Source organism: Streptomyces cellostaticus (assembly GCF_001513965.1).
In the GTDB taxonomy this organism is placed as follows: domain Bacteria; phylum Actinomycetota; class Actinomycetes; order Streptomycetales; family Streptomycetaceae; genus Streptomyces; species Streptomyces cellostaticus.
Map to the genome: position 1 here is coordinate 417,852 of NZ_KQ948015.1, position 25,853 is coordinate 443,704.

At 72.3% G+C, this 25,853-nt stretch carries 22 protein-coding genes; 17 read left to right on the forward strand and 5 right to left on the reverse strand.

From position 1 onward, the window contains the following. Positions 1 to 154: 154 nt before the first annotated feature. The 3 genes from AQI88_RS01835 to AQI88_RS01845 all read left to right on the forward strand — a co-directional run bounded on the left by AQI88_RS01835 (position 155) and on the right by AQI88_RS01845 (position 3,896). Entirely contained in the window at positions 155 to 1,780 is a 1,626-nt protein-coding gene (locus AQI88_RS01835; protein WP_066990621.1) for an ABC-F family ATP-binding cassette domain-containing protein, read from the forward strand. Between the two features lie 134 nt (positions 1,781 to 1,914). Beyond that, positions 1,915 to 2,691, forward strand: coding sequence for a dimethylargininase (gene ddaH / locus AQI88_RS01840; protein ID WP_066991571.1), 777 nt, complete (start codon positions 1,915 to 1,917; stop codon positions 2,689 to 2,691). Positions 2,692 to 2,921: 230 nt separating this feature from the next. Continuing rightward, the gene (locus AQI88_RS01845; protein ID WP_066990623.1) at positions 2,922 to 3,896 is read left to right on the forward strand and encodes an acyl-ACP desaturase; all 975 of its coding nucleotides are present in this window, start codon (positions 2,922 to 2,924) and stop codon (positions 3,894 to 3,896) included. A 348-nt stretch (positions 3,897 to 4,244) separates the two neighbouring features. Here AQI88_RS01845 and AQI88_RS01850 read toward each other — a convergent pair whose 3' ends face one another. After that, a complete protein-coding gene (locus AQI88_RS01850) occupies positions 4,245 to 4,490 on the reverse strand; it encodes a WhiB family transcriptional regulator (RefSeq protein WP_066991582.1) in 246 nt (81 codons plus the stop codon). A gap of 316 nt (positions 4,491 to 4,806) precedes the next feature. Here AQI88_RS01850 and AQI88_RS01855 point away from each other — a divergent pair, with 316 nt between their 5' ends. After that, positions 4,807 to 5,598: a VOC family protein gene (locus tag AQI88_RS01855; RefSeq protein ID WP_066990626.1), complete on the forward strand. Its 792-nt coding sequence runs from the start codon at positions 4,807 to 4,809 to the stop codon at positions 5,596 to 5,598. 173 nt (positions 5,599 to 5,771) lie between these two features. On the opposite strand, the gene AQI88_RS01860 is transcribed toward AQI88_RS01855, so the two are convergent. Continuing rightward, positions 5,772 to 6,827 carry a LacI family DNA-binding transcriptional regulator gene (locus tag AQI88_RS01860; RefSeq protein ID WP_066990629.1) on the reverse strand — a complete coding sequence of 352 codons (1,056 nt, stop codon included), beginning with the start codon at positions 6,825 to 6,827 and terminating at the stop codon, positions 5,772 to 5,774. Between the two features lie 130 nt (positions 6,828 to 6,957). Here AQI88_RS01860 and AQI88_RS01865 point away from each other — a divergent pair, with 130 nt between their 5' ends. Then, the gene (locus tag AQI88_RS01865) at positions 6,958 to 7,839 is read left to right on the forward strand and encodes a hypothetical protein (RefSeq protein ID WP_066990636.1); all 882 of its coding nucleotides are present in this window, start codon (positions 6,958 to 6,960) and stop codon (positions 7,837 to 7,839) included. A gap of 90 nt (positions 7,840 to 7,929) precedes the next feature. Further along, positions 7,930 to 10,044 (forward strand): HEAT repeat domain-containing protein, encoded by a 2,115-nt coding sequence (locus tag AQI88_RS01870; protein ID WP_107118433.1) that lies wholly within the window; start codon positions 7,930 to 7,932, stop codon positions 10,042 to 10,044. Positions 10,045 to 10,055: 11 nt separating this feature from the next. On the opposite strand, the gene ligD is transcribed toward AQI88_RS01870, so the two are convergent. Continuing rightward, positions 10,056 to 11,075, reverse strand: coding sequence for a non-homologous end-joining DNA ligase (gene ligD / locus AQI88_RS01875; protein WP_208615694.1), 1,020 nt, complete (start codon positions 11,073 to 11,075; stop codon positions 10,056 to 10,058). A gap of 74 nt (positions 11,076 to 11,149) precedes the next feature. On the opposite strand from ligD, the gene AQI88_RS01880 reads away from it, so the two are divergent. Together AQI88_RS01880 and AQI88_RS01885 are read left to right on the forward strand one after the other, a co-directional pair. Further along, a complete protein-coding gene (locus AQI88_RS01880) occupies positions 11,150 to 12,229 on the forward strand; it encodes an ATP-dependent DNA ligase (RefSeq protein ID WP_066990639.1) in 1,080 nt (359 codons plus the stop codon). Between the two features lie 206 nt (positions 12,230 to 12,435). Further along, positions 12,436 to 13,476 carry a DUF3048 domain-containing protein gene (locus AQI88_RS01885; RefSeq protein WP_079057376.1) on the forward strand — a complete coding sequence of 347 codons (1,041 nt, stop codon included), beginning with the start codon at positions 12,436 to 12,438 and terminating at the stop codon, positions 13,474 to 13,476. Positions 13,477 to 13,488: 12 nt separating this feature from the next. Here the strand turns inward: AQI88_RS01885 and AQI88_RS01890 are convergent, their stop codons facing one another. Continuing rightward, positions 13,489 to 13,956, reverse strand: a complete 468-nt coding sequence (locus tag AQI88_RS01890) for a MarR family winged helix-turn-helix transcriptional regulator (protein ID WP_066990643.1) — start codon at positions 13,954 to 13,956, stop codon at positions 13,489 to 13,491. A 181-nt stretch (positions 13,957 to 14,137) separates the two neighbouring features. Here AQI88_RS01890 and AQI88_RS01895 point away from each other — a divergent pair, with 181 nt between their 5' ends. From AQI88_RS01895 to AQI88_RS01930, 8 genes are all read left to right on the forward strand, one after another. Next, positions 14,138 to 14,893 carry a CoA transferase subunit A gene (locus tag AQI88_RS01895; protein ID WP_066990653.1) on the forward strand — a complete coding sequence of 252 codons (756 nt, stop codon included), beginning with the start codon at positions 14,138 to 14,140 and terminating at the stop codon, positions 14,891 to 14,893. Continuing rightward, complete coding sequence (locus AQI88_RS01900) at positions 14,893 to 15,537, forward strand: CoA transferase subunit B (RefSeq protein ID WP_066990655.1); 645 nt, start codon at positions 14,893 to 14,895, stop codon at positions 15,535 to 15,537. Before AQI88_RS01895 ends, AQI88_RS01900 begins: the two co-directional genes overlap by 1 nt. Continuing rightward, entirely contained in the window at positions 15,534 to 16,736 is a 1,203-nt protein-coding gene (locus AQI88_RS01905) for a thiolase family protein (RefSeq protein ID WP_066990658.1), read from the forward strand. Before AQI88_RS01900 ends, AQI88_RS01905 begins: the two co-directional genes overlap by 4 nt. Positions 16,737 to 16,832: 96 nt before the next feature. After that, complete coding sequence (gene pcaH / locus AQI88_RS01910; RefSeq protein WP_066990661.1) at positions 16,833 to 17,606, forward strand: protocatechuate 3,4-dioxygenase subunit beta; 774 nt, start codon at positions 16,833 to 16,835, stop codon at positions 17,604 to 17,606. 8 nt (positions 17,607 to 17,614) lie between these two features. Continuing rightward, entirely contained in the window at positions 17,615 to 18,217 is a 603-nt protein-coding gene (gene pcaG / locus AQI88_RS01915; RefSeq protein WP_066990663.1) for a protocatechuate 3,4-dioxygenase subunit alpha, read from the forward strand. Further along, the gene (pcaB, locus tag AQI88_RS01920; protein ID WP_066990666.1) at positions 18,214 to 19,554 is read left to right on the forward strand and encodes a 3-carboxy-cis,cis-muconate cycloisomerase; all 1,341 of its coding nucleotides are present in this window, start codon (positions 18,214 to 18,216) and stop codon (positions 19,552 to 19,554) included. Before pcaG ends, pcaB begins: the two co-directional genes overlap by 4 nt. Next, entirely contained in the window at positions 19,551 to 20,681 is a 1,131-nt protein-coding gene (pcaDC, locus tag AQI88_RS01925) for a bifunctional 3-oxoadipate enol-lactonase/4-carboxymuconolactone decarboxylase PcaDC (RefSeq protein WP_066990669.1), read from the forward strand. Before pcaB ends, pcaDC begins: the two co-directional genes overlap by 4 nt. 64 nt (positions 20,682 to 20,745) lie before the next feature. Continuing rightward, positions 20,746 to 21,537 carry an SDR family NAD(P)-dependent oxidoreductase gene (locus tag AQI88_RS01930; RefSeq protein WP_066990673.1) on the forward strand — a complete coding sequence of 264 codons (792 nt, stop codon included), beginning with the start codon at positions 20,746 to 20,748 and terminating at the stop codon, positions 21,535 to 21,537. Between the two features lie 106 nt (positions 21,538 to 21,643). On the opposite strand, the gene AQI88_RS01935 is transcribed toward AQI88_RS01930, so the two are convergent. Next, positions 21,644 to 24,331 carry an ATP-binding protein gene (locus AQI88_RS01935; protein WP_066990676.1) on the reverse strand — a complete coding sequence of 896 codons (2,688 nt, stop codon included), beginning with the start codon at positions 24,329 to 24,331 and terminating at the stop codon, positions 21,644 to 21,646. 181 nt (positions 24,332 to 24,512) lie between these two features. Here AQI88_RS01935 and AQI88_RS01940 point away from each other — a divergent pair, with 181 nt between their 5' ends. After that, positions 24,513 to 25,853 (forward strand): MFS transporter, encoded by a 1,341-nt coding sequence (locus AQI88_RS01940; RefSeq protein ID WP_079057344.1) that lies wholly within the window; start codon positions 24,513 to 24,515, stop codon positions 25,851 to 25,853.

Sequence of the window (25,853 nt, forward strand, 5' to 3'; positions counted from 1 at the left end):
TTCACACCGGTGAGGTGTGCGTGGCGTACGACCTCGGCGTCCGAGCCGTCCACAGGCACAGGTCTCTTTTTTCCGTGCCCCAGGCCTTCGGTTTCCGCCTCGCGGTGTCTCTACACGCGCTCGCCCGACCGCACCCAGCAACCGCGAGGCCCTCATGTCTACTTCCCTCACCTGCACGTCACTCACCTTCGCCTGGCCCGACGGCACCCTTGTCTTCGACGGCCTCGACACCGCCTTCGGCCCCGGCCGGACCGGACTCGTCGGCGTCAACGGATCGGGGAAATCAACCCTGTTGAAGCTGCTCGCCGGCGAGCTCACCCCGGCCGGCGGCACCGTCAAGGTGACCGGCGAGGTCGGCTACCTCCCGCAGAACGTCACACTCGACACCACGCTCCGCGTCGACGAGGCCCTCGGCATTGCCGGCCGGCGGGCCGCCCTGCACGCCATCGAGGCGGGCGACGTCGCCGAGGAGCACTTCGAGACGGTCGGCGACGACTGGGACGTCGAGGAGCGTGCCGTCGTCACCCTCGGCGAACTCGGCCTCGGCCACATCGGCCTGGACCGCACCGTCGGCGAGGTGTCCGGCGGCGAGTCGGTGCTGCTGCGCCTGGCTGCGCTGCTGCTGCGCCGCCCGGACGTCCTGCTCCTGGACGAGCCCACCAACAACCTGGACCTGTACGCGCGCCGGCGGCTTTACGCGGCCGTCGCCTCCTGGCCGGGCGTACTGGTGGTCGTCAGCCACGACCGTGAACTCCTGGACCTGGTCGACCAGATCGCGGACCTGCGCTCCGGGGAGATCACCTGGTACGGCGGCAACTTCTCGGCCTACGAGGAGGCCCTCGCCGTCGAACAGGAGGCGGCCGAGCGGATGGTGCGCGTGGCGGAGGCGGACCTGCGCAAGCAGAAGCGCGAACTCGCCGACGCCCAGGTCAAGCTGGCCCGCCGCAAGCGGTACGGGCAGAAGATGTGGGACAGCAAACGGGAGCCGAAAGTGGTCATGGGCGAGCGCAAACGCCAGGCCCAGGTCGCGGCCGGCAAGCACCGCATCATGCACGAGGAGAAGCTCACCGAGGCCAGGGAGCGCCTTGACGAGGCGGTGGAGGCCGTACGGGACGACGACGAGATCCGGGTCGACCTGCCGTACACCGCCGTCCCGCCGGGCCGGGAGGTGCTCACCCTGGAGAACCTGGAGATGGCCCATGGGGCGCGCGTCGAGGGGATCCTCGATCTGCGCGGCCCGGAGCGGATCGCCCTCGTCGGCCGCAACGGCGCCGGCAAGACGACGCTGCTGCGGACCGTCGCCGGGGAGCTGGCGGCGGTGGCCGGCGAGGCGCGTGTGCACGTCCCGCTGCGGTTCCTGCCGCAGCGCCTGGACGTGCTGGACGACGAGCGCACGGTCGCCGAGAACGTGGCCCGGTTCGCGCCGGGCGCCACGAACAACCGGATCCGGGCGCGTCTCGCCCGCTTCCTGTTCCGGGGCGCGCGGGCCGACCAGCAGGCCGGGACGCTCTCGGGCGGCGAGCGTTTCCGTGCGGCCCTGGCCGCGCTGATGCTCGCCGAGCCCGCACCGCAGCTGCTCCTGCTGGACGAGCCGACCAACAACCTCGACATGGCGAGCGTCCGGCAGCTGACCTCGGCCCTGGAGTCGTACGAGGGCGCGCTGCTCGTGGCCAGCCACGACCTGCCGTTCCTGGAGTCGATCGGGATCACGCGGTGGCTGCTGATGGAGGAGGGAGAACTGAAGGAGACCACGCCCGAGGCGATCGCGGATCCGGCCTAGCCGGGCCGACGGGGGTCTCAGGAGAGGCACAGCCTGACAACGAGGGTTTTGTCCTTGCCGGAGCGCCCTGCATGATGGCGGACCGGCGCCGCGTCTCGGCGCCGGAACCGCACCGCCGATACGAAAGGCCGCTCGTGCCCAGCAAGAAGGCGCTCGTCCGCCGTCCCAGCCCCCGCCTCGCCGAAGGCCTGGTGACGCACATCGAGCGGGAGAAGGTCGACGTCGAGCTCGCCGTCGAGCAGTGGGAGGCGTACGTCGAGGCCCTCGGCACGCACGGCTGGGAGACCATCGAGGTCGACCCGGAGGACGACTGCCCGGACTCGGTCTTCGTCGAGGACACCGTCGTCATGTACAAGAACGTGGCGTTGATCACCCGGCCCGGCGCCGAGTCCCGGCGGGAGGAGACCGCGGGCGTCGAGGAGGCGGTGGCCCGCCTCGGCTGCTCGGTGAACTGGATATGGGAGCCGGGCACCCTGGACGGCGGTGATGTCCTGAAGGTCGGCGACACCGTCTACGTGGGCCGGGGCGGACGCACCAACGCGGCCGGTGTGCAGCAGCTGCGGGCCGCCTTCGAGCCGCTCGGTGCGCGCGTGGTGGCGGTTCCGGTGAGCAAGGTGCTGCATCTGAAGTCGGCGGTCACCGCGCTGCCGGACGGGACGGTGATCGGGCACATCCCGATGGTGGACCGGCCGTCGCTGTTCCCGGGCTTCCTGTCGGTGCCCGAGGAGTCCGGCGCGCACGTGGTGCTGCTCGGCGGCCACAAGCTGCTCATGGCGGCGAGCGCCCCGAAGACGGCGGAACTGCTGACCGACCTCGGCCACGAGGTGGTCACGGTGGACATCAGCGAGTTCGAGAAGCTCGAGGGCTGTGTGACCTGCCTCTCGGTGCGGCTGCGGGAGCTGTACGCCTGAACGGGTGATCCCGCCACTCCGGCAGCCCTGGGACCTGCGGGTCCCGGGGCTGTTTGACATGCCCTCAAAAAGCCGATCCGGGGGTGCTGATCAGCGATCTTTACAGCGAACTTAACCTACGGCTTCGTAACCTACGGCTTCGTAGCCTACGATCTCGTAGGTTTCCGGCACCGCTCGCCGGACCGTCCTCTTTCTCTCCCCCTGTGTTCGGCGTTCCCCCTGGAGTTCCCGTGACGATCACCTCCCCTCACCTCGGCAGCCCGTCCGTGTGGACCGACGCGCGGCTGCTGTACGCGCTGGAGGAAGTGGTCGAGAACGAACTGAACCGGCATCTGAAGATCGCCAAGGACTGGATGCCGCACGAGTACGTGCCCTGGAGCGACGGCCGCAACTTCCCCGGCCTGTTCGAGGACGGCGAGGCCTGGGACAAGGAACAGTCCAAGGTCACGGAGATCGGCCGCATCGCCCTCATCGTCAACCTGCTGACCGAGGACAACCTCCCCAGCTACCACCACGAGATCGCCTCGCTCTTCGGCCGCGACGGCGCCTGGGGCACCTGGGTGCACCGCTGGACGGCCGAGGAGGGCCGGCACGGCATCGTGATGCGCGACTACCTGCTCACCTCGCGCGCGGTGGACCCGGACAAGCTGGAGCAGTTCCGGATGTCGCACATGAGCGAGGGCTTCGAGTCCGACAACCGGCACTCGATGCTGCACTCGATCGCCTATGTCGCCTTCCAGGAGCTCGCGACCCGGATCTCGCACCGCAACACCGGCCACCAGTCCGGCGACCCGGTCTGCGACCGCATGCTCGCCCGCATCGCGACCGACGAGAACCTGCACATGGTCTTCTACCGCAACCTCCTGAAGGCTGCCTTCGAACTCGCCCCCGACCTGACCATGCAAGCGGTCCGCGACGTCGTGGTCAACTTCCGCATGCCCGGCCACGGCATCCCCGGCTTCGAGCGCGCCGCGGCCCAGATGGCGATCGGCGAGGTCTACAACCTGCGCATCCACCACGACGACGTCCTCCAGCCCGTGCTGCGCTTCCTGAAGATCATGGAGATCGACGGCCTGGGCCCGGAGGGCCGCCAGGCACAGGAGGAACTCGGCCTGTACATGGGCGGCCTGAACGCGGAGGCCCTGAAGTTCGACGAGAAACTGGCGGCCCGCAAGGCGCGCATGGCGGCGCGGGCCGCGGGCTGAGCGAGCACCGGGTGACCCCTGGGGCCGGGCCGTCGAGTGGACCCGGGCCGTCGATCCGGCGGCCGGGCCCGGCCCGCCCATGGACATGAACGCTCCGTTTCGCTGCCGTACGCGCGCGTGCCGAATGAGCTGCGCGGGCTGTCGGTGGCCTGCGGCGGCATGCCCGCATCCGGGTCCACACCGGAGCCGAGCAGGCGCGCGCCGAGTCGTACACGGGCAGCGCCCGCAACGCTGCGCCCGAAGGCGTCCCCGGATCCAGACCGGGCTCCGGATCCTGACCGCGCGCCGGGATCGTGGCCGGCACGGTTTCCCTGCGGCCGAACAGTGGTGGGTTCCGGCGGCCGCGCGTCAGTCGGACGTGCGTCGCAGGGCGAGCCGTTCCTTCTCCGACAGGCCGCCCCAGACGCCGAAACGTTCGTCGTTGTCGAGTGCGTAGTCGAGGCAGGCGGAGCGCATCTCGCACATGCCGCAGATGCGCTTCGCCTCGCGCACCGAGCTGCCGGGCTCGGGGAAGAAGAAGTCCGCCCCGGTCTGCGCGCACAGGGCCTGAGCCTGCCAGGCGGTGTCGGCCGGGGTGATCGTTTCGATGTGCATGGCCAGGATCGTGCCGGGCGGCGAAAAACGTTCGATCAACGCCAGGTCAACGACGCGGCCGGGGCCCTGGACCGCCCCGATCATGCTCCTCGGGACGGTCTACCGCACGGCGGCGCGCGGCAGCAGTACGAAAACCCGGAGAAGCCTGCGAGCACCTTGCGAGTACCTTGCGAGAGCCTTGCGGGTCACCCGGGCGACCGGGTGCACCGGTCCGGCGCACGGCGGCGCTCCGGCAGCGGTTGTCAGTGGGCGGTGCAAGACTCGTCAGTGCAGCGGACAGGCCCGTCTCACGGGCCCGCTTTCGAGGAGGGCGAAGATGCTCACCACCCGTTTCGTCGACGGCGCTCCCAACTGGATCGACGTCGGCACCCCCGACATCGACGGCGCCCAGTCCTTCTACGGCGGTCTGTTCGGCTGGCGGTTCCAGTCGGCGGGGCCGGACGCCGGCGGCTACGGCTTCTTCCAGCTGGACGGCAGGACCGTCGCCGGCGGCATGCAGACCGGCCCGGACCAGGGTCCGCCGGCCTGGACGGTGTACTTCCAGAGCGCGGACGCGCAGGCCACCGCCAAGGCGGCCGAACAGGCGCACGGCAGCGTGCTGTTCCAGCCCATGGACGTGATGGGCCAGGGGCACATGGCGGTCCTCGCCGACCAGGCGGGCGTACCGTTCGGGATCTGGCAGCCAGGGCAGACCAAGGGCGTGGACGCGGCGAACGAACCGGGTGCGCTGTGCTGGGTCGAGCTGTACACGCCGGACATCGCAGCGGCCGCAGCGTTCTACCACCAGGTCCTCGCACTGGAGACCTCGGCCGTGCCGTTCCCGGGCGGCACGTACACCTGTGTCAACCCGGGCGGTGCCGAGGAGGATGCGATGTTCGGCGGGATGGTCCCGCTCGCCGACGACCCGACCGAGGCGGAGAGCGGCCCCTACTGGCTGCCCTACTTCGAGGTCGAGGACACGGACGCCGTGGTCGAGAAGGCACAGCAGCTGGGCGGCACGGTGCGCATGCCGGCGACGACCATGGAGGGCGTCGGCCGCATGGCCAAGCTCGCCGACCCGTACGGCGTCCGTTTCGCGGTGATCAAGAGCGAGCCGCCGCAGGGCTGAGACCGCAGGGCGGCTCCACGGCTCGGGGTGGACGCGGCCACACGGATGCGGACCCGGGCGGACGGGTGGCCCAGGCCTGTCCGGCGGATCCTGCCGGAATCGCGGGGTCCGGCACGACACCTGTACTGATGAGGCGCCGTCGCCTGGAGCCGGGCTGATCCGCCGGACAGGCCCTAGGCGGACGCGCGGCGTATCAGCGTGGTCGGCAGGATCACGCCGGCCGCCGCCTCGTCCGCCGACTGCTCGCCGACCCGGCCGGGGCGGCCGGGCCTGCCGGCCTGGCCGCGCAGCAGGAGGCGGGCCATCAGCCGGCCCATCTCCTCGATGTCCTGACGGACCGTGGTGAGCGGCGGGTCGGCCTGTTCAGCGACGGGCAGCACGTCGTCGAAGCCGATCACGGCCACGTCCTCCGGCACACGCCGGCCGGTCTCGCGCAGTACGCGCAGGGCACCGAGCGCGGTGAGGTCGTTGGCGGCGAACACCGCGTCGACGTCCGGGCAGCGGTCGAGGAGTTCCCGCATGGCGCGTTCGCCGCCGCCCGGGGTGAAGTCGCTCTCCACGACGAGCCGCGGGTCCGCGTCGCCCACGATGTCCCGGTAGCCGTCGAGCCGGTCCACCGCCGAGGTCTGGTCCAGCGCGCCGGTGATGTGCGCGATCCGGGTCCGTCCGAGGCCCACGAGATGGCGTACGGCCTCGCGGGCACCGCCCCGGTTGTCGCTGTCCACGTAGACCGGGCCGGGGGTGCCGTCGCTCCAGTCGGGCCGGCCGCCGAACACCGTGGGCACGCCCGCGTTCCGGATCAAGCCGGGCAGCGGGTCGTCGAGGTGCAGGGAGAAGACGAGCGCACCGTCGACGTGGCCTCCGGCGAGATAGCGGGCCACGCGCGCGTGGTCGGCGCGGCCCTCGGTCAGCAACAGCACGAGCTGGTTGTCGTGGGCCGTCAGCTCCTTGCTGATGCCGCGCAGTTGCAGCGCGAAGAAGGGGTCGGCGAAGACCCGGGCCTCGGGCTCGGCGATGACGACCGCGACGGCGTCGTGCCGCTTGGTGACCAGGCTGCGTGCCGCCTGGTTGGGCACGTAGCCGAGCTCCTCGACCGCCTGCCGGACCCGTGTGACGAGGGGCTCTCTGACGCCGTCCCCGCCGTTGACCACCCGCGACACGGTGGCCCGGGACACCCCGGCCCGCGCGGCCACGGCCTCCAGCGTGGGACGCGACACTGCCTCGGTCACTTCGGGACTCCTCATCGGCGGCTGGCGATCAGGATAGCCGCGGTGCGGTCCGGTCGCCGGGGCCGGAAAAGGGAGTTGCGCCAAGGCTTCCGGCTCGGTGAGGATCGCCGCATGACGACGAGAAAGGCTCATGCCGGCTGAGCGCCCCGAGACGCGGCTCGCGCCCTACGCGCGTCTGCCGCGCACCTATCGCGACCGGCACATCATCCACAGTTCGGTCGACGCGTTCGGCCGGGCGCACTGGCTGCTCGGCGAGCGTCCGCCCGAGCAGCAGGGACCCGGTCCCTACGACGCCTTGGTGGTCACCGTCGCCGAGGGGGCGTGTCACGAGACGTACCTGAGCGCGGTGTTGCCCTGGCGCCCCCGTGTCGAGGCCCTGCCCGACGGAGGATTCGTACTGGCGGCTGCCCGGTCGGCCAAGGACGACGAGCAACAGGTGCAGGTCTTCGACGCACTGGGCCGGGGGACCCGCACCTTCCGCGTGGGAGACGCCATCGAGCATCTCCTGGCGGACGGAACGGGAGAACTCTGGCTCGGCTACTTCGACGAGGGCATCTACGGGGACGCGTTGAGCGCGCCGGGCCTGCGCCGGTGGAGCATCACGGGCGAGCCCCTGTGGTCCTACAGTCCCGTGCCCGGTGCGGGATGGATCTCCGACTGCTACACCCTCAACGTGGCCGGGCGCACCGCCTGGGCGTGTCCGTACACCCACTTCCCACTCCTCGAGGTGGGTGAGGACCAGGTCGTGCGGGCGCGGGAGAACCCCGTGCGGGGCGCCACGGGGCTCGCCGTACAGGGCGAACGGGCGGTGTTCTTCGGCGGGTACCGCGACGACCGCAACCGGATCGTCGACTGCCGGCTGACGAACACCTCCGTGGAACCGGTCACCGAGAGCCGTCTGGTCCGCCCGGACGGCGGCCGGCTCGGCCGGCGCCGGATCGTCTCCCGGGGCTCCCGGCTCTATGTCCAGGTCAAACCGTTCACCGAGTGGTTCGTCCTCGACCTCGCGTGAGGGTTGTCCACAGGCCCGGCCCATTGTCAGTGGCGTGCGGCAAGCTGTGATCAGTGACGGAACACGCGCCATGGACCACGGGAGGGCACAGTGTTCAGGGGGATCGACGGCGTCGACTGGGCGTCGATGGGGCATGCGTACACGGACTCGGCCACCGATGTGCCGGAGCTGCTGTGGGGGTTGGCGTCGGACGATCCGGAGCGCCGGGAGATCGCACTGGACGGCATGTACGGCGCGGTGCACCACCAGGGTGATGTGTACGACAGCACCATCGCCTGCGTGCCGTTCCTGTTCGAGCTGATCGCGAACCCGGCGATCGCGGACCGCGGTGCCGTGATCGAGCTGCTGTGCAGCATCGCCCACGCGTCGGACGACGACGACGGGGAGGACGCCGAGGGCCTCGCCGAGTTCGACGAGGACGAACACGAGGAGTGGATGCGGCACTTCTTCGTGGCGCGTGACCTGGTCCGCGGGCGGGCCGGGTCCTTCCTCGGGCTGCTGGGCGATCCGGATCCCGGGGTGCGCGCCGCCGCGCCGGGTGCGCTGGCGCGGCTGCACCCGGACCCGGTGCGGGTGTTCGGGGCCGTGTGCGACCGTGTGCCCGCGGAGACGGACCCGGAGGCCGTCCGGTCCCTGGCGCGTGCCCTGGGCACGCTGGCCGTGCGGCACCCCGTCGGCCTGGGCCTGGAGGCGGCCCGGAGACTGAAGGATCTCGTGTCCGGCACGCCCGATCCCCAGCTGCGGATGACGGCACTGGCCTTGCTGGCGCGCTGTGCTCCCGGCGAACTGCCGCCGGACACCGTGGACATCGCGCTGGACGTCATGCGGCTCGCCCGGGAGGCGGACGAGCTCGGCCCGCCGCCCGCCGCCCCCGAGCGGCCCCGCACGGACACCCTGATCTCCCACGTGCGCGAGCTGCACGTGGAGCACCGGCGCAGCCTCGACCTGGACGACGCGGCGGACCTGCTCGAAGAACTGCACACAGAGCTGCGCGACCGCGTCGACCTGCGTTTCCCGCTCCTCGTCGGCCAGTTGGGCAGTCCCAGCCTGCGCCAGCGCAGACATGCGGTCGGCACGGCAGGACGGCTGCTGACGGGATGGCGGGCCCCCGACGACGAGCCGCTGCTGGCGCTGGCCCGGCTGCTCGCCGACGACGATCTGCGGCTGCAGAAGGCGGTGCTGTCGGAGCTGCGGTATCTGGCACCGGCCGCACACCGCGTGTCCGAAGGCGTGGCGGCCTACCTCGAGAGCTGGGCGGACCGGCCGCTGGAAGCCGACACTCCCTTCCGGGACCTGGCCGTCGGCATGGCCTTCGAGGTGCTGGCCCTTCAGGGCGACGACCGGATCGTGCCGGCGCTCACCCACGTCCTGGAAGTGGTCGAGATCCCCGAGAAGCTGGCCCGGTGGATCGAGGCGCTCGGCCCCGAGGCGGCGGCCCCGCTCGGCCCCGTGCTCCACGAGCGGCTGGCCCAGCTGGACCACGGGACATCGTCCGTGGACCAGGACCGCCTCCTCGATGCCCTGGGCGCGCTCCGGCACGCCGAGTCGGTGCCGCTGCTGACCCGCATCCTGACCGAAGCCGAGCACTTCCGGACGACGGAGGGGGCCCTGCAGGCCCTGTCCGCCTTCGGCCCCCAGGCCGCCGAAGCCATTCCCCTGGTACGGCGGTTGTGGAAGGACGGCACCCTCGCGGACGAGCGCCGCATCCATGTCGCCCAGGCCCTGTGGGCCCTGACCGGCGAGGCGGAGGCCGTGCTGCCCGTGGTCGGCGAGTGCCTTTGGTCACAGATGTGGAGCCCTTGGTACGCCGCCATGAACCTCACCGAGGACCTGGGCCGGTCCGGCGCCGCGCTCGCACCCCGGTTGCGCAAGATGATCACGGCCGGTCATACACCGGCCCGGGCGGCCGTCGGCCTGTGGCAGGTCACCGGAGAGACGGACGAGGCACTCCCCGTGCTCCTGAGAGAGTGGTCGGCCACACCGGCCCAACGCCCCTTCATAGCCGCCTGTCTGGCGGGCATGGGCCCGGCAGCCGCACCGGCCCTGCCGCTGATACGCACGGAACTGGCCTCCTCCCGCCGCCACAACAACGACGACTCCCGAGGCAACATGCGCTACGACGTCGCTGCGGACGTCGCCCTCCAGACGTACTGCCGGCGTGTGCTGGCCGGGTTCGGCGAGCGGATCGACACCCCGGTGCGCTGAGGCAGGAAGCGTCAGGGCGTCTCCTCCCGCCGCGCCCGGCTCGGCTGGACCCGCTTGGGCTCGCCCGGCATCTTCGGGTACTCCGGCGGGTACGGCAGATCGCCCAGGCCGTGGTCGCGTTCGTCGCGGCGGGCCAGTTCCAGGAGGGCCTCCAGGGAGAAGGCGTGGTCGTCCATGTCGGCGTGCACGTCACCGAGTTCGGCGAAGCGGGCCGGCATGGTGGCGAGGTCGAAGTCACGGGGGTGGGCCACGCCCACCTCCTCCCAGCGCAGGGGCGCGGAGACGGGGGCGTGCGGGCGGGGTCGTACGGAGTAGGCGGAGGCGATGGTGCGGTCGCGGGCGGTCTGGTTGTAGTCCAGGAAGATGCGCTCGCCGCGCTCCTCCTTCCACCACTTGATGGTGACCTGGTCGGGCATCCGGCGTTCCATCTCCCGGCCGACCGCGATCGCGGCGCGCCGCACCTGGGTGAAGGTCCAGCGCGGTTCGATGGGCACGAAGACGTGCAGACCACGGCCGCCGGAGGTCTTCGGCCAGCCGCGCAGGCCGCCGAACTCGTCGAGGACGGCGCGCAGTTCGTGGGCGGTGCGCACGGCGTCGTCGTAGTCGGTGCCGGGCTGCGGGTCCAGGTCGATACGGAGTTCGTCGGGGTGGTCGACGTGGGTGCGGCGGACCGGCCAGGGATGGAAGGTGAGCGTGCCGTACTGGGCGGCCCACACCACGGCGGCCTCCTCGGTGGGGCACATCTCGTCGGCGCTGCGGCCGCTGGGGAAGGTGATGTGGGCGGTGGGGATCCAGGCGGGCATACCCTTGGGGGCGCGCTTCTGGTAGAACCACTCGCCGCCGACGCCGTCCGGGTAGCGCTGGAGGGTGGTGGGGCGGTCGCGCAGGGCGCGCAGGATGCCGGGGCCGACGCAGGCGTAGTACTGGGCGAGGTCCAGCTTGGTGAATCCGCGCTCCGGGAAGAAGACCTTGTCCGGGCTGGACAGCCGTACGGTCCGGCCTGCCACGTCCAGTTCCACCGCATCGCCCATGCGGCCACGGTAGGCGTACCCGGCATACAGCGCATACCGGGCAGCAGGGGGCGTATACGAGCAGAATCGGAGGCATGGATCTGCCGGTGATGCCGCCCGTGAAGCCGATGCTCGCCAAGTCCGTGGCGAAGATCCCGCCGGGCATGCACTACGAGGCGAAGTGGGACGGATTCCGGGCGATCGTCTTCCGTGACGGGGACGAGGTCGAGCTGGGCAGCCGTACCGGGAAGCCGCTGACCAGGTACTTTCCAGAGCTGGTGGCGGCGCTCAAGGAGCGGGTGCCCGAGCGGTGCGTGCTGGACGGGGAGATCGTGATCGCCCGGGAGGGGCGGCTGGACTTCGACGCGCTGACCGAGCGGATCCATCCGGCGGACTCGCGGGTGCGGATGCTGGCCGAGAAGACCCCAGCGTCCTTCGTCGCCTTCGACCTGCTGGCGCTGGACGACCACTCCCTGCTCGACGTGGAGCTGACCGACCGGCGGGCCCTGCTGGAGCGGGCGCTGTCCGGGGTGAGCGCTCCGGTCCATCTGGCGCCGGCGACCACCGACGTGGAGGTGGCGCACCGGTGGTTCGAGCAGTACGAGGGTGCCGGCCTGGACGGGGTCGTCGCCAAGCCCCTCACCCTGCGCTATCTGCAGGACGAGCGGGCCATGTTCAAGATCAAGCACGAGCGGACGGCGGACGTGGTCGTGGCGGGCTACCGCTTCCACAAGAGCGGCCCTGTGGTGGGTTCGCTGCTGCTGGGCCTGTACGACGACCGGGGCGCCCTCCAGCATGTGGGCGTGTCAGCCGCTTTCCCCATGAAGCAGCGCGCCGAGCTGGTCGAGAAGCTGGCACCGCTGCGCATGGACGACGTGACCGGGCATCCGTGGGCGGCCTGGGGGGACGAGGCGGCTCATGAGACGGCCCGGCTGCCAGGGGCGCCGAGCCGCTGGTCGGGCAAGAAGGACCTGTCCTGGGTGCCGCTCAGGCCGGAGTGGGTCGCGGAGGTGGCCTACGACCACATGGAGAACGGCGCCCGCTTCCGGCACACGGCCCGCTTCCGCCGCTGGCGTCCGGACCGCACCCCGCAGAGTTGCACCTACGCCCAGCTCGAGGAGCCGGTGCGCTACGACCTCGCGGAGATCCTGGGAGCCGAGGAAGGCGCCCCTTAGGGCTGGATCAGGATCTTGACCGTCAGGGCCGTATCAGGATCTTGACCGCGCCGTCCCGCTCACCCCGGGACAACCCGCACGCGTGCACCGCGCCCCGCGCCCCGCTCCCCGCAGGTACGGCCGCCCGCCAGGGTCACGAGGTGCGCCCGATCGGCCCACTGAACGCGCATGACCGATGCCGACCGGGTATGGCCTGCGATGACCTGATGAGCACACCATCGACAAAGGGGAACGGGGTGACAACGGTGGGCATCGGACACAGGGCGCGCACGCGACGCACCGTACTGACGGCAGCACTGGTCGCCGCCACGCTGACGGCCTCGCTGACGGCGGGCTGCACACGGCACGGCCCGATCGACGACGCCCGCACCCCGCGCAGGACCCCGGCGCCGGCCCGCTCGGCCGCACCCGCATCCGAACCCGCATCCCAGACCGGCTCGCCGCTCGCCGTGAAGGTCGACAACGTGCCCGCGGCCCGCCCGCAGACGGGACTCGATGCGGCGGACATCGTGTATGCGGAGCAGGTCGAGGGCGGCCTGAGCCGTCTGATGGCGGTGTTCGCCACCAAGCTCCCGCAGGCGGTCGGGCCGGTGCGCAGCGCCCGCGAGTCCGACCTGGAGCTGCTGCGCCAGTTCCACGAGCCGGCCCTGGCCTTCTCCGGGGCCCAGCGCAAGCTGCTGCCGCTGATCCACCACGCTCCCCTGCGGGCCGAGTCGCCCGACAAGGCCGCCGGCGCCTACTACCGGGGCTCCGGCAGGGCCGCGCCGCACAACCTCTATCTGCACCCCGCCCGGCTGCTGCCCGCCGCCCCGGGCCGGGCCGCCCTGACCACCGGATTCCACTACGGCCCGGCGCCCTCCGGCGGCACACCCGAGACCGCACGGGCCGTGCGCTACCCGGCGGCGCGCTTCACCTTCACCTGGTCCGCGCGGCGGAGCGGCTGGCTGGTCGCGATGGACGGCACGCCCGCGGTGACGGCCGGCAGCGGGCGGCTGGCGCCGGCGACGGTCGTCGTACAGCACGTGAAGATCCGCTCCTCCAGGTACCACGACGCGCTCGGCAACCACACGCCGTACACCGAGACGGTCGGCTCGGGGAAGGCCGAGGTGCTGCGGGACGGGCGGTCCTTCGACGCCACCTGGTCACGGCCGTCCGCGACCGGCGGTACGGCGTTCACGACGGCGGACGGCAGCCGGATGAACTTCGCCGAGGGCCAGGTGTGGGTGGTGTTCGCCACGGCCTCCTGACCGGGCCGCGGTTCAGCCCTGGTGGGCGACCAGCGGCTCGGCCGGATTGCGCAGGTCCTCGGCCGCGTCCGCGACCCGGCGGATCAGGTCGAAGAAGACGGTCTGCTCCTCGGCGGAGAGCGGGGCGAGGAAGACCTGGTTCATCCGGGCCGTGCGCACGGTCAGCTTGCGGTGGGTGCGCTGCCCGTCGTCGGTGAGGCGGAGCAGGAAGCGGCGGCCGTCCTGCGGGTCGCGCACCTTGTGCAGCAGCCCGCGGCGGCCGAGCCGGCTGATGACCTCGGCGATGGTCGACCGGTCCAGGCCCACCCGCTCCCCCACGGTGCGCTGGTCGAGGCCCGGTTCGGCGACGAGCGCGTTCAGGACGGCGAACTGCGGCGAGGTGATCTCCTCCGAGACCATGGTGTTCCACAGCAGGTAGTGCGCCTGCTGAAGCCGCCGGGCCAGATGCCCGGGATGGGTGGTGAGGTCCACCGCGGCCATGTGCACTCCCCTGATCGATTCGTTGGTGTACTGAACGATACCCGCCCGGCGGCCCACCTGTCTGCCTACGAAATCCCGCGTACTACGAGGCCTTGACGCTTTCGGTGTCCGGTGGCAGCGTGTGGGGCACCTCGCAGAAATACTCAGTGTGCTGATTAATTGCAGAGATGGGGCTTCGCGGATGGACAAGGTGGTCGCCACGGCCGGTGAGGCGGTGGCCGATGTGCCGGACGGCGCGTCCCTCGCGGTCGGCGGTTTCGGGCTGAGCGGTGTGCCGAACGTGCTGATCCAGGCGCTGTACGAGCGCGGGACGACCGGTCTGAGCGTGGTGTCGAACAACTGCGGAGCGATGGAGTCCGGCCTCGCGGTGCTGCTCGCCGCCGGCCGGATCGCCCGGGTGACCGGCTCCTACATCGGCGCGAACAAGGAGTTCGCCCGCCAGTACCTGTCCGGTGAACTGGAGCTGGAGCTGATCCCGCAGGGCACGCTGGCCGAACGGCTGCGCGCGGGCGGCGCCGGCATCCCCGCCTTCTACACCCCGGCGGGCGTGGGCACCCAGGTCGCCGAGGGCGGGCTGCCGTGGCGCTACGACGGCGAGGGCGGCGTCGCGCTCGCCTCGCCGCCGAAGGAGGTACGGGAGTTCGACGGCGTGGAGTACGTCATGGAGCGCGGCATCCGCACCGACTTCGCACTGGTCCGCGCAGCCAAGGGCGACCGGCACGGCAACCTCGTCTTCAACAAGTCCTCCCGGAACTTCAACCCGCTGGCCGCCATGGCGGGCCGGGTGACCATCGCCGAGGTGGAGCAACTGGTCGAACCGGGCGAGATCGACCCGGACGCGGTGCACCTGCCCGGCGTCTTCGTGCAGCGCGTGGTGGCGCTGCCCCCCGAGCAGGCGGCGGACAAGAGGATCGAGCAGCGGACGGTGAGCTCCTGATGGCCTGGACACGCGAGGAGATGGCCGCCCGCGCGGCCCGCGAGCTGAAGGACGGGCAGTACGTCAACCTCGGCATCGGTCTGCCGACGCTGATCCCGAATCACCTGCCGCCGGGCGTCGAAGTGGTCCTGGAGTCGGAGAACGGCATCCTCGGGACCGGTCCGTACCCCGCCGAGGACGAGGTCGACCCGGACCTGATCAACGCCGGCAAGGAGACCGTGACGGTCCTGCCGGGCGCCTCCTTCTTCGACTCCGCGCTGAGCTTCGCGATGATCCGGGGCGGCCACATCGACGTGGCCGTGCTGGGCGCGATGCAGGTGTCCGCGGGCGGGGACCTGGCCAACTGGGCCGTCCCCGGCAAGCTGGTCACCGGGATCGGCGGCGCGATGGACCTGGTGCACGGCGCCCGTACGGTCGTCGTCGTGATGACGCACACGGCCAAGGACGGCTCCCCGAAGATCCTGGAGCGGTGCACGCTGCCGCTCACGGGCAAGGCGTGTGTGAACCGAGTCATCACCGATCTGGGCGTGCTGGACGTCACGGACGAGGGACTCGCCCTCATCGAGACCGCCCCTGGCGTGACTGTTGACGAGGTCGTCGCCAGGACCGATGCGAAACTGACCATCGCGGAGGATCTGCTGTGAACCCGGTTTACATCGTCGACGCCGTCCGTACCCCGATCGGCCGCTACAACGGCGGGCTGTCCTCGGTCCGGCCGGACGACCTCGCCGCCCACGCCCTGCGCGAACTGCTCGCCCGCACCCCCGGCCTGGACCCCTCCCGCATCGAGGACGTCTACTTCGGCAACGCCAACGGCGCCGGCGAGGAGAACCGCAACGTCGCCCGCATGGCCGCCCTGCTCGCTGGTCTGCCGACCTCGGTACCGGGCGCGACCGTCAACCGGCTGTGCGCCTCCGGCCTCGAAGCGGTCGTCCAGGCCGCCCGCGCCATCGCGGTCGGCGACGCCTCCATCGCCGTAGCGGGCGGGGTGGAATCGATGACGCGGGCACCGTACGTCCTCCCCAAGTCCGACAAGCCCTTTCCGGCCGCCCACACCGAGCTGTACTCGACCACGCTCGGCTGGCGCATGGTCAACCCGGGGATGGACCCGCAGTGGACCATCCCGCTCGGCGAGAGCGCCGAACTGATCGCCGACAAGCACAAGATCGGCCGCGAGCAGCAGGACGAGTTCGCGCTCGCCTCCCACCGCAAGGCTGCCGCCGCACAGCAACAGGGCTTGTTCGACGCCGAGTTGACTCCCGTGCCGGTCCCGCAGCGCAAGGGCGACCCGGTCGCCTTCGCCGCCGACGAGTGCGTACGGCCCGACGCCTCCCTCGCCGCGATGGCCAAGCTCAAGCCGTCGTTCCGCGGCGAGGGAGGCACGGTCACCGCGGGCAACGCCTCCCCGCTCAACGACGGCGCCGCCGCCCTGCTGCTCACCGACGAGGAGGGCCTGAAGGCCACCGGCCGCGAACCCCTGGCCCGGGTCACCGCGACCGGCGTCTCCGCGATCGACCCGCAGTACTTCGGCCTCGCCCCGGTCGAAGCGGTCAACCGCGCGCTCGCCAAAGCGGGCAAGGGATTCGGCGAGCTGTCGGTCCTCGAACTGAACGAGGCGTTCGCCGCCCAGGTCCTCGGCTGTCTCGCCGAATGGCCCGAGTTCGACCCGGCGATCCTCAACCCCCAGGGCGGGGCGATCGCGCTCGGCCATCCGCTCGGCGCCTCCGGCGCCCGCCTCGCCGGCACCGTCGCGCACCAGCTCGCCCGCCGCGGCTCCGGCACCGGCGTGGCCACGCTCTGCATCGGCGTGGGCCAGGGTCTCGCCCTCGTTCTCGAACGCTGAGCGCTCCGCGGGACAGCCGTTCAGAGACTGCGGGCCGTCCGTGGCTGGTCGCGCAGTTCCCCGCGCCCCTATGGGCGCTGATACCTAGGACTCTTCATGCCCCTCACGCAAGTCGACATCGACCTCGAAATAGCCGCCGAACACGCCGCGTACGAGAAGCGGACAGCCGGTGGTGCGCCCGTCGAGCACCACCCCCGCCGCGGCTACGCGCCCTACCGCTCCTCCGCGCTCCGCCACCCCCGACAGCCCCTGGTCGCCATCGACACCGGCAAGGACCCCGAACTGGTGGAGTTGCACTCCCCCGCCTTCGGGGAGCGCGACATCACCGAGACCGACAGCGACCTCACCCGGCAGCACACCGGCGAGCCCATCGGCGAGCGGATCACCGTGTCCGGACGGCTCCTGGACCGCGCCGGACGCCCGATCCGCGGCCAGCTGATCGAGATCTGGCAGGCCAACTCGGCCGGACGCTACGCCCACCAGCGCGAACAGCACGACGCCCCGCTCGACCCCCATTTCACCGGCGTCGGCCGCACCCTGACGGACACCGAGGGCCGCTACCACTTCACCACCATCCAGCCGGGCCCGTACCCCTGGCGCAACCATGTCAACGCCTGGCGCCCGGCGCACATCCACTTCTCGGTCTTCGGTACGGCGTTCACCCAGCGGCTGGTGACGCAGATGTACTTCCCGAACGACCCGCTCTTCCCCTACGACCCGATCCTGCAGTCCGTGACGGACGACGCGGCCCGGCAGCGGCTGGTGGCCACCTACGACCACGGCCTGTCGGTGCCTGAGTTCTCCCTCGGCTACCACTGGGACATCGTGCTGGACGGCCCCGCCGCCACCTGGATCGAGGAAGGACGCTGACGTAAGCGATGACGAAGATCGACACCAGCAACCCGGAGAGCGTGCTGCCCACCCCCTCCCACACGGTCGGCCCCTTCTACGGCTACGCGCTGCCGTTCCGCGGCGGTGAGGAGATCGCACCCCTGGCACACCCCGGCACGATCACCGTGCACGGCTACGTCCTCGACGGCGAGGGCAGGCCGCTGCCCGACGCGTTCGTGGAACTGTGGGGCCCCGCCCCCGACGGCACCGTCCCCCAGGTGGACGGCTCGATCCGCCGGGACCCGGCCACCGGCGGCTATCTGGGCCGCAACGGCGTGGAGTTCACCGGATGGGGGCGGATCCAGACGGACGCGAACGGCCACTGGTACGCGCGCACCCTGCGGCCCGGCGCACGCGGGCACAGCGCCCCGTACCTGAGCGTGTGCGTCTTCGCCCGCGGCCTGCTGATGCACCTGTTCACCCGGATCTACCTGCCGGGCGACGAGACGGTGCTCGCCGCCGACCCGCTGCTCACCCAGGTGGGCGCGCGGCGCGACACGCTGATCGCCGGCGACGAGGGCAACGGCACCTACCGTTTCGACATCCGCCTTCAGGGCGAAGGCGAGACGGTCTTCCTGGAGTTCCAGTGACACTTGCGTCTCCTCCGTACGCCGACACCGGCCTGCTCGGCCCCGTGTGGGGACTGTCCGGCGCCGCGTCCGAGACCAGCGACCACGCGTATCTGCGGGCGCTGCTCGACGCCGAGGCCGCGCTGACCCGGGCGCAGGCCGCGCTGGGGCTCGCCCCGGCCGAGGCCGCGGCGGCGGTGACCGAGGCGGCCGTCCCGGCCGGCTTCGGCATCCGCTCCCTGGCGGCACGCACCCCGGCGGGCGGCAACCCGGTCATCCCGCTGGTCGCCGACCTGACCGCGGCGGTCGGCGAGGAGTACGGCCCCTACGTGCACCGGGGCGCGACCAGCCAGGACATCATGGACACGGCGACGATGCTGGTCGCCGTGCGCACCCTGGAACCGATCCTCGCCGACCTGGGCCGGACCGAGCGGGCGCTGGCCGGGCTCGCCGTCGGGCACCGCGACACGGTGATGGCCGGGCGGACCCTCACCCAGCACGCCGTACCGACGACGTTCGGGCTGAAGGCGGCCGGCTGGCGTGCGCTGGTCCTGGACGCGCGCGACCGCATCACCCGGGTGCGGGACTCGCTCCCCGCCCAACTCGGCGGCGCGGCCGGAACTCTGGCGTCCTTCCAGGCGTACGGCGCCGAGGACGCGGCGGCGCTGACGCAGGCGTACGCCCGTGAAGTCGGCCTCGCCGCACCGGCGTTGCCCTGGCACACGCTGCGCACACCCGTGGCCGACCTGGCCGGCTGCCTGGCACTGACGGCGGGGGCGCTGGGTAAACTCGCGGCGGACGTGCTGACCTTGTCGCGCACCGAGATCGGCGAGCTGAGCGAGGGCAGCGGTGGCGGTTCGTCGGCCATGCCGCACAAGGCGAACCCGGTGCGGTCCACGCTCCTCGCGGCCGCCGCCCGGCGCGCCCCACAGCTCGCGGCCACCCTGTACGGCTCCCTCGCCGCCGAGGACGAACGGCCGGCCGGCGCCTGGCACGCCGAGTGGGAGCCGCTGCGCGACCTGCTCCGGCTGGTGGGCGGCGCGGCCGCCCATGCGGCCGAGCTGACCGAGGGGCTGCGCGCGCACCCCGCCACGATGCGCCGGAACCTCGACGCGACCCGGGGCCTGATCGTCTCCGAACGGCTCTCCGCCGCGCTCACCCCCGTCCTCGGCCGTGCACGGTCGAAGGAGCTGATGACCGAACTGGCCCGCCGCGCCCACGCGGAAGACCGCCCCCTGCATGAACTCATCGCCGAGCAAACAGAGTTGGAGGAGGTCGAGCTGAACGACCTCACCGACCCCGCCCACTACACCGGCTTCGCCGGTTCCCTCACCGACCGTGCCCTGGAGCGACGTTGACCGTGAAACTCCTCAACCACCTGGAAGAAGGCCCGGCTTCCGCTCCCCCGCTGCTGCTCGGGCCCTCGCTCGGCACCTCCTACGCCCTGTGGGACGCGGTGGCACCCGAGCTGTCGATCACCTACCGGGTGGTGCGCTGGGACCTGCCGGGGCACGGCGGCTCGCCGGCGGACCGGATCGGGCCGGGGGCCACCGTCGGCGACCTCGCCGCGCTGGTTCTGGAGCTCGCCGACGCGCTCGGCATCGAGCGGTTCGCCTACGCGGGCGTGTCACTGGGCGGCGCGGTCGGCCTGCACCTGGCCCTGCACCACCCCGAGCGGCTCACCTCCCTCGCGGCCATCTGCTCGTCCGCCCGCTTCGGCGACAGCACGCCCTGGCGGGAGCGTGCCGGACGGGTACGCCGGGAGGGCCTGGAGTGGCTCGCACAGAGCGCCGACGCGCGCTGGTTCACGCCCGGCTTCACCGTGCCGCGGCTGGTCCAGGACCACCGGGAGGCCGACCCGGAGGCGTACGCCGCCTGCTGTGACGCGCTGGCCGCGTTCGACCTGCGCGACCGGCTCGCCGACATCGCCGTACCCACCCTGCTCGTGGCGGGCCGGCAGGATCCCGCGACGCCGCCCGCCCATCTGCGGGAGATCGCGGACGCGGTGCCCGGGGCCACGCTGGTGGAGCTGCCCGGGGCCTCCCACCTCGCGCCCGCGCAGTGCCCGACGGCTGTCCTGACCGCCCTGAACACCCAGTTGAACGGGGCTCCGGCGAGCGGGATGGCGGTACGCCGGGAGGTGCTGGGAGATGCGCACGTGGACCGGGCGCAGGCCCGGCAGACCCCGTTCACCGCGCGGTTCCAGGACTACGTCTCCCGCTGTGCCTGGGGGGAGATCTGGACCGACCCGACCCTCTCGCGCCGCGAGCGGAGCATGATCACACTGACCGCGCTGGTCGCGCACGGCCACTACGACGAGCTGGCGATGCACGTCCGGGCGGCGCGGCGCAACGGACTGACACCGCAGGAGATCGGGGCGGTGCTGCTGCAGACCGCCGTGTACTGCGGGGTGCCCGCGGCCAACTCGGCGTTCGCGACGGCCCAGCGGGTGCTCGCCGAGGAGGAGGAGTCCCGCCGAGAGTGACCCTGCTGGACGTAGCTTCAGCAGCACCTCCTTCGCACCGCCGGGCCGTGCCTAGGGTGGGAGCATGTCCACTGTTCTGATCACCGGCGCCACCTCCGGGCTCGGCCGGTACATCGCCTTCGAACTGGTCCGGGGCGGCCATCTCGTCCTCGCCCACGGCCGCGACCGGGCGCGCACCGAGCGGCTGGTGGAGGAGCTGCGCACCGAGGGCCGGGCCGAGGGGTTCGTCGCCGATCTGGCCTCGCTGGCCGAGGTGCGCGCGCTCGGCGCCCGGGTCGCCGAGGCCCGTCCCGAACTGGATGTGCTGATCAACAACGCGGGCGTGGGCAGCGGTCCGCCCGGCTCGGGGCGGGAGCTGAGCGCCGACGGGCACGAGCTGCGGCTCGCGGTGAACTACCTGGCGCCGGTGACACTGACCCGGGCCCTGCTGCCGGTGCTGCGCGCCCACCCGCCCGCCCGGATCGTGAACGTCGGCTCGGCCGGCCAGGAGCCCCTGGACTTCGCCGACCCGGAACTGACCCGCGGCTACAGCGGTGTGTCGGCGTACTGCCGCAGCAAGTTCGCCCTCGCCGCGCACACGTTCACGCTGGCCGAGGAGCTGGCGGGCACGGGGGTCGCGGTGAACGTGCTGCACCCCGCCACCTACATGGACACGGCGATGGTCCGCGAGGGCGGGGTCACCCCGTGGAACTCGGTCGCCGACGGGGCGCCGGGTGTGCTGGCGCTGGCGACGCGGGAGACGGGCTCGGGCGGCTACTTCGACGGGACACGGCCGGCGAGGGCGCACGAGGCGGCGTACGACCCGGAGGTGCGCAAGCGGCTGGAGACGGTGACGGGTCGACTGCTCACCGTGTGAGGTGGACGGCAGACGGTATGCAGTCTTCCGCCGACCGCATACCGCCCGCCGCATGCCACCCTTCACCTACCGCAGGTCGCATACGATCCGCCGCGGACCGTATGCCCTACCGCAGCCCCCGCCCCGTCTCCAGTACCTCCCGCGCCTGCGTCACCAGCCCGTCCGCCCCGCACGAACGGGCGAGCGCCAAGCCCCGGTTGAGTTCGGCGACCGAGCGGGCCGCGATGCCGTACTCGACACGGGCGGCGGCGTGCTCGTACTGGCAGGGCGAGGCTTCCAGATAGGCGACGGCCTGGGCGGCGAGGCGTACCGCGCGCTGGCCGGTCTCCAGGGTGGCGGCGCAGCGCAGGGCCTCGCCGATGGCGGTGTCCGTGCCGAAGCGCTCGGCCTGGCGGCGGGCGTCACCGGCGAGCTGGGCGGCGCGGGCCGGGTCCCGGGTGGCGAGGGCCCGGGCGAGGTCGACCGTCCAGGGGACCATCACCGGGTTGTGGTGGCCGCGTACGGCCGCCGCCTTCCCCGCCGCCTCCAGTTCGTCGATGGCGTCGTCGGTGCGGCCGACGGCCAGCAGCAGCCGGCCGCGCACGGAGCGAGGGTCCGGCAGCACGATCGTGGACGGGTAGGGCGGGATGAATCCGTACTGTTCGGCGATGGACCATGCTTCATCGACCTGACCGCGGGCGAGCAGCGTGTCGACGAGGTTGCAGGTGGCGGTCCAGTACAGGGGCAGGCCGCGGCCCACGCGCTCGGCGAGCCGCAGCCCCTCGCGCAGGGACGTCTCCGCCTCCCTGAGCCGGCCCCGCCTGCGGTGTCCGACGCCGACGTAGGCGTGGGCCAGGGCGAGGTGGCCGCCGCCCCACCGTGCGGTCTCGTAGGTGCGCAGGGCTTCGGTGTACAGGGCCTCGGCCCGGTCGAGCCGGTCGGCGTAGGCGTACGCGTTGGCCAGCATCAGCAGGAGTTCGATGCCCCACTCGGTGTCGGTCCAGCCGAGCCCCGGTGCCAGGCGGCCGTTGACGAGCGCGCGGTCGCACAGCTCGGCAACCTCCTCGGCACTCTCGCCGTGGGTCATGGCGTCGAAGCCGCGCAGGATCAGCAGCGCTCGTTCGGCGTTGTCCCGGCCGGTGCACGGCCGGGCGAGTTCGGCCAGGCGCTCGGAGCGTCCCGCTGAGGTCGCCTCGCCCGCGTAGATGCCCTCCCACATGTACTGCACCGCCTGGAGCCGCATCCTGGCAGGTCCGGGTTCCTGGCGGGCGGCCTCGGCCTCGACGGTGCGGACGGCCTCCTCCAGCTGGTCGTTGTGGAGCAGGGCCTGGGAGAGGCGGAAGACGGCGTCGACACGTTCGGCGCCGTCGAGGCCGGGCATGGCGAGCGCGTTCTGCAAGTGGTCGATGGTGGTCGCGGGCGCGGTCAGGAGCGTGGCGCAGCCCAGCTCGTAGAGCACGCGCGCGTGGACCTCGGGCTCGGGCGGTTCGAGCAGGGCGCGTTCCAGACAGCGGCGGGCCGCGTCGGGCGCGCCGACGGCCAGGTGTTCGCGGGCCGCCTCGCGCAGCTGCTCGACGAGTTCGTCGTCCTCGTCCGGGTGCACCTTGAGCAGGTGCCGGGAGGCCTCGGCGGCGCCGTGTCCCGTCTCGGTGAGGATCTGCGCGGCGACGCCGTGCATGGCGGTGCACACGCCGGGCGGGATGGAGTTGTAGACGGCGGTGGCGATCAGCGGGTGGACGAACTCCAGCTCGCCGTCGTCCGTCTCGGCGCCGGCCGCCGGGTCGGGTCCGGTGAGGATGCGGGCGGTGCACAGCAGTTCGGCGCAGCGCTCGGCGATGTCGTCGTTCATGGAGGCGAGCCGGGCGACCAGGTCGACGGAGATGCCGGTGCCGAGGATGGCGGCGGCCCAGGCGAACCGGGTGGCCTCGATGCCGAGTCCCTTGAGACGGTCGACCAGGCCGCCGCCGCGGGCGGAGCGGTTCAGGGCGCGCAGTTCGCCGGCCCGGCCCTCGACCGGCTGGAGTTCGCTGTCCTGCACCTTGGCGAGGAGTTCGACGGTGTCGTACGGGTTGCCGCCGGTGACGGCCCAGACCTCGCGGCAGAACGGGTCGTCGGCGTGCCGGCCCACCGTGGCGCGGGTGAGTCCGGCGGTGGCCTCCGGGGTGAGGGCGTTCAGGTTGTTGACGGGGCGGCCCGCGGCGGCGGCGACCGCGTCGAGGTGGCGGGCGCTGTCGCCGCTCACCTCGCCCGGGCGGCGGGCGACCACGACCAGCACGGACAGATCGTCCAGGCGTTCGGCGAACGCGGCCAGCCAGCGCAGGGTCTCCTGGTCGGCCCAGTGTGCGTCGTCGATCAGGAGCACCAGCGGCCACTCGCGGCGGGCGAGCCGGCGCACGGCCGCGACGAGTCCGTCGCAGACGTACTGGGGGTCGGCGCTGCCCTCTCCCGGGTCGACTATGCCGAGGGCGGGACCGGCGATGTCGTACCAGTCGCCGAGGTACTCGCGGGCCTCCTCCGGCAGGAGGGAGACCAGCGCGGGCTGCAGCAGCTGCCGGACCACGTTGAACGGGACGGAGCGCAGGGTCTCGCCGCCGCGCGCGGACCACACGGTGCAGTTACGGCGCTCGGCGATGCGGCGTGTCTCGGCCAGCAGCGCGGTCTTGCCGAGTCCGGCTTCGCCCCGGAGGACCAGCAGACTGCCCGAGGAGGACTGATCGACGCACAGGACGTCGAGCGCCTGTGTGACGGTGGCGATCTCCGCGTCCCGCTCCCACAGGGCAGCCGAGCCTGACGTCGGCGGCCGTCCCTCCGTCATCCCGATACCTCCCCAGGTCGCCCGAATGACGTACAGACCACGAGCGTAGCCGTCCGATGGGATGTGTGGTGGCCGGTCCGGGCAGCTATGGCCCCGCCGGGTGAAAGTGGGTGCGGCCGGGCGACGCGCACCCTGTCCGACCAGCCGGTGTACAGCAGACGATCCGTCAACAGGGCCTGGAATGAAGCTGATTTGCGAAGACCACGAAGACGACGAGGAACCCGGAGATCACGGGGATCACGGGGATCACGGCGCTACGGCGGGCCAGGGCCGTACGCCGACGCTGCGGGCGGTCGCGGCGGGGTCGGTGGGCAACTTCGTCGAGTGGTACGAGTTCGGCGTCTACGGCTATCTGGCCACGACCCTCGCCGAGCAGTTCTTCACCCCGGCGGGCGGGAACCCGGCCGAGGGACTGGTGCGCACCTACGCCTCCTTCGCGCTGGCGTTCTTCTTCCGCCCGCTGGGCGCGGCCCTGTTCGGCAGGCTGGGCGACCGGATCGGGCGGCGGCCGGTGCTGCTCGGGGTGATCGCGCTGATGACGGCCGCGACGACACTGATCGGCGCGCTGCCGACGTACGGCACGGCCGGCGCCCTGGCGCCCTGGCTCCTGACGTTTCTGAGGATTGTTCAGGGGTTGTCGGCGGGAGGGGAGTTCGGCGGGGCGGTGGCCCTCCTGACGGAGTTCGCCCCGCCGGGCCGGCGCGGACTGTACGGCGCGTGGCAGTCGTGCACCGTGGCGCTGGGGCTGCTGGGCGGGGCGGGGGTCGCGGCGGCGACGGCCACGGCGCTCACCGCGGCCCAACTCGGCGACTGGGGCTGGCGGTTGCCGTTCCTGCTGGCGTTGCCGCTGGGGCTGGTGGCGCTGTGGCTGCGGGCGGGGCTGGCGGAGACGCCGGAGTTCCGGGCCCGGGAGAGGGTGGCCGGCCGTCCCGGTGGCGGTGGAGTGCCCGCGGCGACGGTGCTGCTGGGCGCCGGGCGGGTCATGGGCTGGGCGGCGGCCGGATACACGTTCCTCGTCGTCCTGCCCTCGTATCTGCAGGCCACGCTGCATGCGGACGTCCGGCAGGCACTGCTCGCCGTCGTGCCCGCCAACGCCGGGTTCGCCGCGGCGATCCTCCCGGCGGGGCTGCTCAGCGACCGGGTCGGGCGGCGGCCGGTGATGCTGACGGGGGCGGTGCTGGTGGCCGGGCTGGCAGTGCCGTTGTTCGACCTGCTTCAGGATGCCGGGACTTCGGCCGCCGCCAAGGGCGTGGCCACGTGTGCCGCGGGCGCGGTGGTGGGGCTGATGGCCGGGCCCGGACCCGCGCTGCTGGCCGAGATGTTCCCGACGCGGGTGCGCTGGACGGGCCTCGGGCTGGCGTACTCCCTGTCGAACGCGGTGTTCTCCGGATGTGCGGGGCTGATCGTCACGGAGACCGTGCGGCGGACCGGGAACGTGGACGTGCCCGCCTACTACGCGGCGGCGGCCTGCGCGGTGAGTGCGCTGACCCTGGTGAAATGGCCTTCTGGGAACGGGAGTTGA

What these genes read in the sequence shown, in the direction of transcription:
- AQI88_RS01935 (WP_066990676.1), bottom strand. Translation starts at nt 24,331, where the DNA reads ATGACGGAGGGACGGCCGCCGACGTCAGGCTCGGCTGCCCTGTGGGAG.
- AQI88_RS01835 (WP_066990621.1), top strand. Translation starts at nt 155, where the DNA reads ATGTCTACTTCCCTCACCTGCACGTCACTCACCTTCGCCTGGCCCGAC.
- ligD (WP_208615694.1), bottom strand. Translation starts at nt 11,075, where the DNA reads ATGGGCGATGCGGTGGAACTGGACGTGGCAGGCCGGACCGTACGGCTG.
- AQI88_RS01850 (WP_066991582.1), bottom strand. Translation starts at nt 4,490, where the DNA reads ATGCACATCGAAACGATCACCCCGGCCGACACCGCCTGGCAGGCTCAG.
- AQI88_RS01855 (WP_066990626.1), top strand. Translation starts at nt 4,807, where the DNA reads ATGCTCACCACCCGTTTCGTCGACGGCGCTCCCAACTGGATCGACGTC.
- AQI88_RS01880 (WP_066990639.1), top strand. Translation starts at nt 11,150, where the DNA reads ATGGATCTGCCGGTGATGCCGCCCGTGAAGCCGATGCTCGCCAAGTCC.
- pcaH (WP_066990661.1), top strand. Translation starts at nt 16,833, where the DNA reads ATGCCCCTCACGCAAGTCGACATCGACCTCGAAATAGCCGCCGAACAC.
- AQI88_RS01865 (WP_066990636.1), top strand. Translation starts at nt 6,958, where the DNA reads ATGCCGGCTGAGCGCCCCGAGACGCGGCTCGCGCCCTACGCGCGTCTG.
- AQI88_RS01885 (WP_079057376.1), top strand. Translation starts at nt 12,436, where the DNA reads ATGAGCACACCATCGACAAAGGGGAACGGGGTGACAACGGTGGGCATC.
- AQI88_RS01900 (WP_066990655.1), top strand. Translation starts at nt 14,893, where the DNA reads ATGGCCTGGACACGCGAGGAGATGGCCGCCCGCGCGGCCCGCGAGCTG.
- AQI88_RS01890 (WP_066990643.1), bottom strand. Translation starts at nt 13,956, where the DNA reads ATGGCCGCGGTGGACCTCACCACCCATCCCGGGCATCTGGCCCGGCGG.
- AQI88_RS01895 (WP_066990653.1), top strand. Translation starts at nt 14,138, where the DNA reads ATGGACAAGGTGGTCGCCACGGCCGGTGAGGCGGTGGCCGATGTGCCG.
- AQI88_RS01940 (WP_079057344.1), top strand. Translation starts at nt 24,513, where the DNA reads ATGAAGCTGATTTGCGAAGACCACGAAGACGACGAGGAACCCGGAGAT.
- pcaG (WP_066990663.1), top strand. Translation starts at nt 17,615, where the DNA reads ATGACGAAGATCGACACCAGCAACCCGGAGAGCGTGCTGCCCACCCCC.
- AQI88_RS01930 (WP_066990673.1), top strand. Translation starts at nt 20,746, where the DNA reads ATGTCCACTGTTCTGATCACCGGCGCCACCTCCGGGCTCGGCCGGTAC.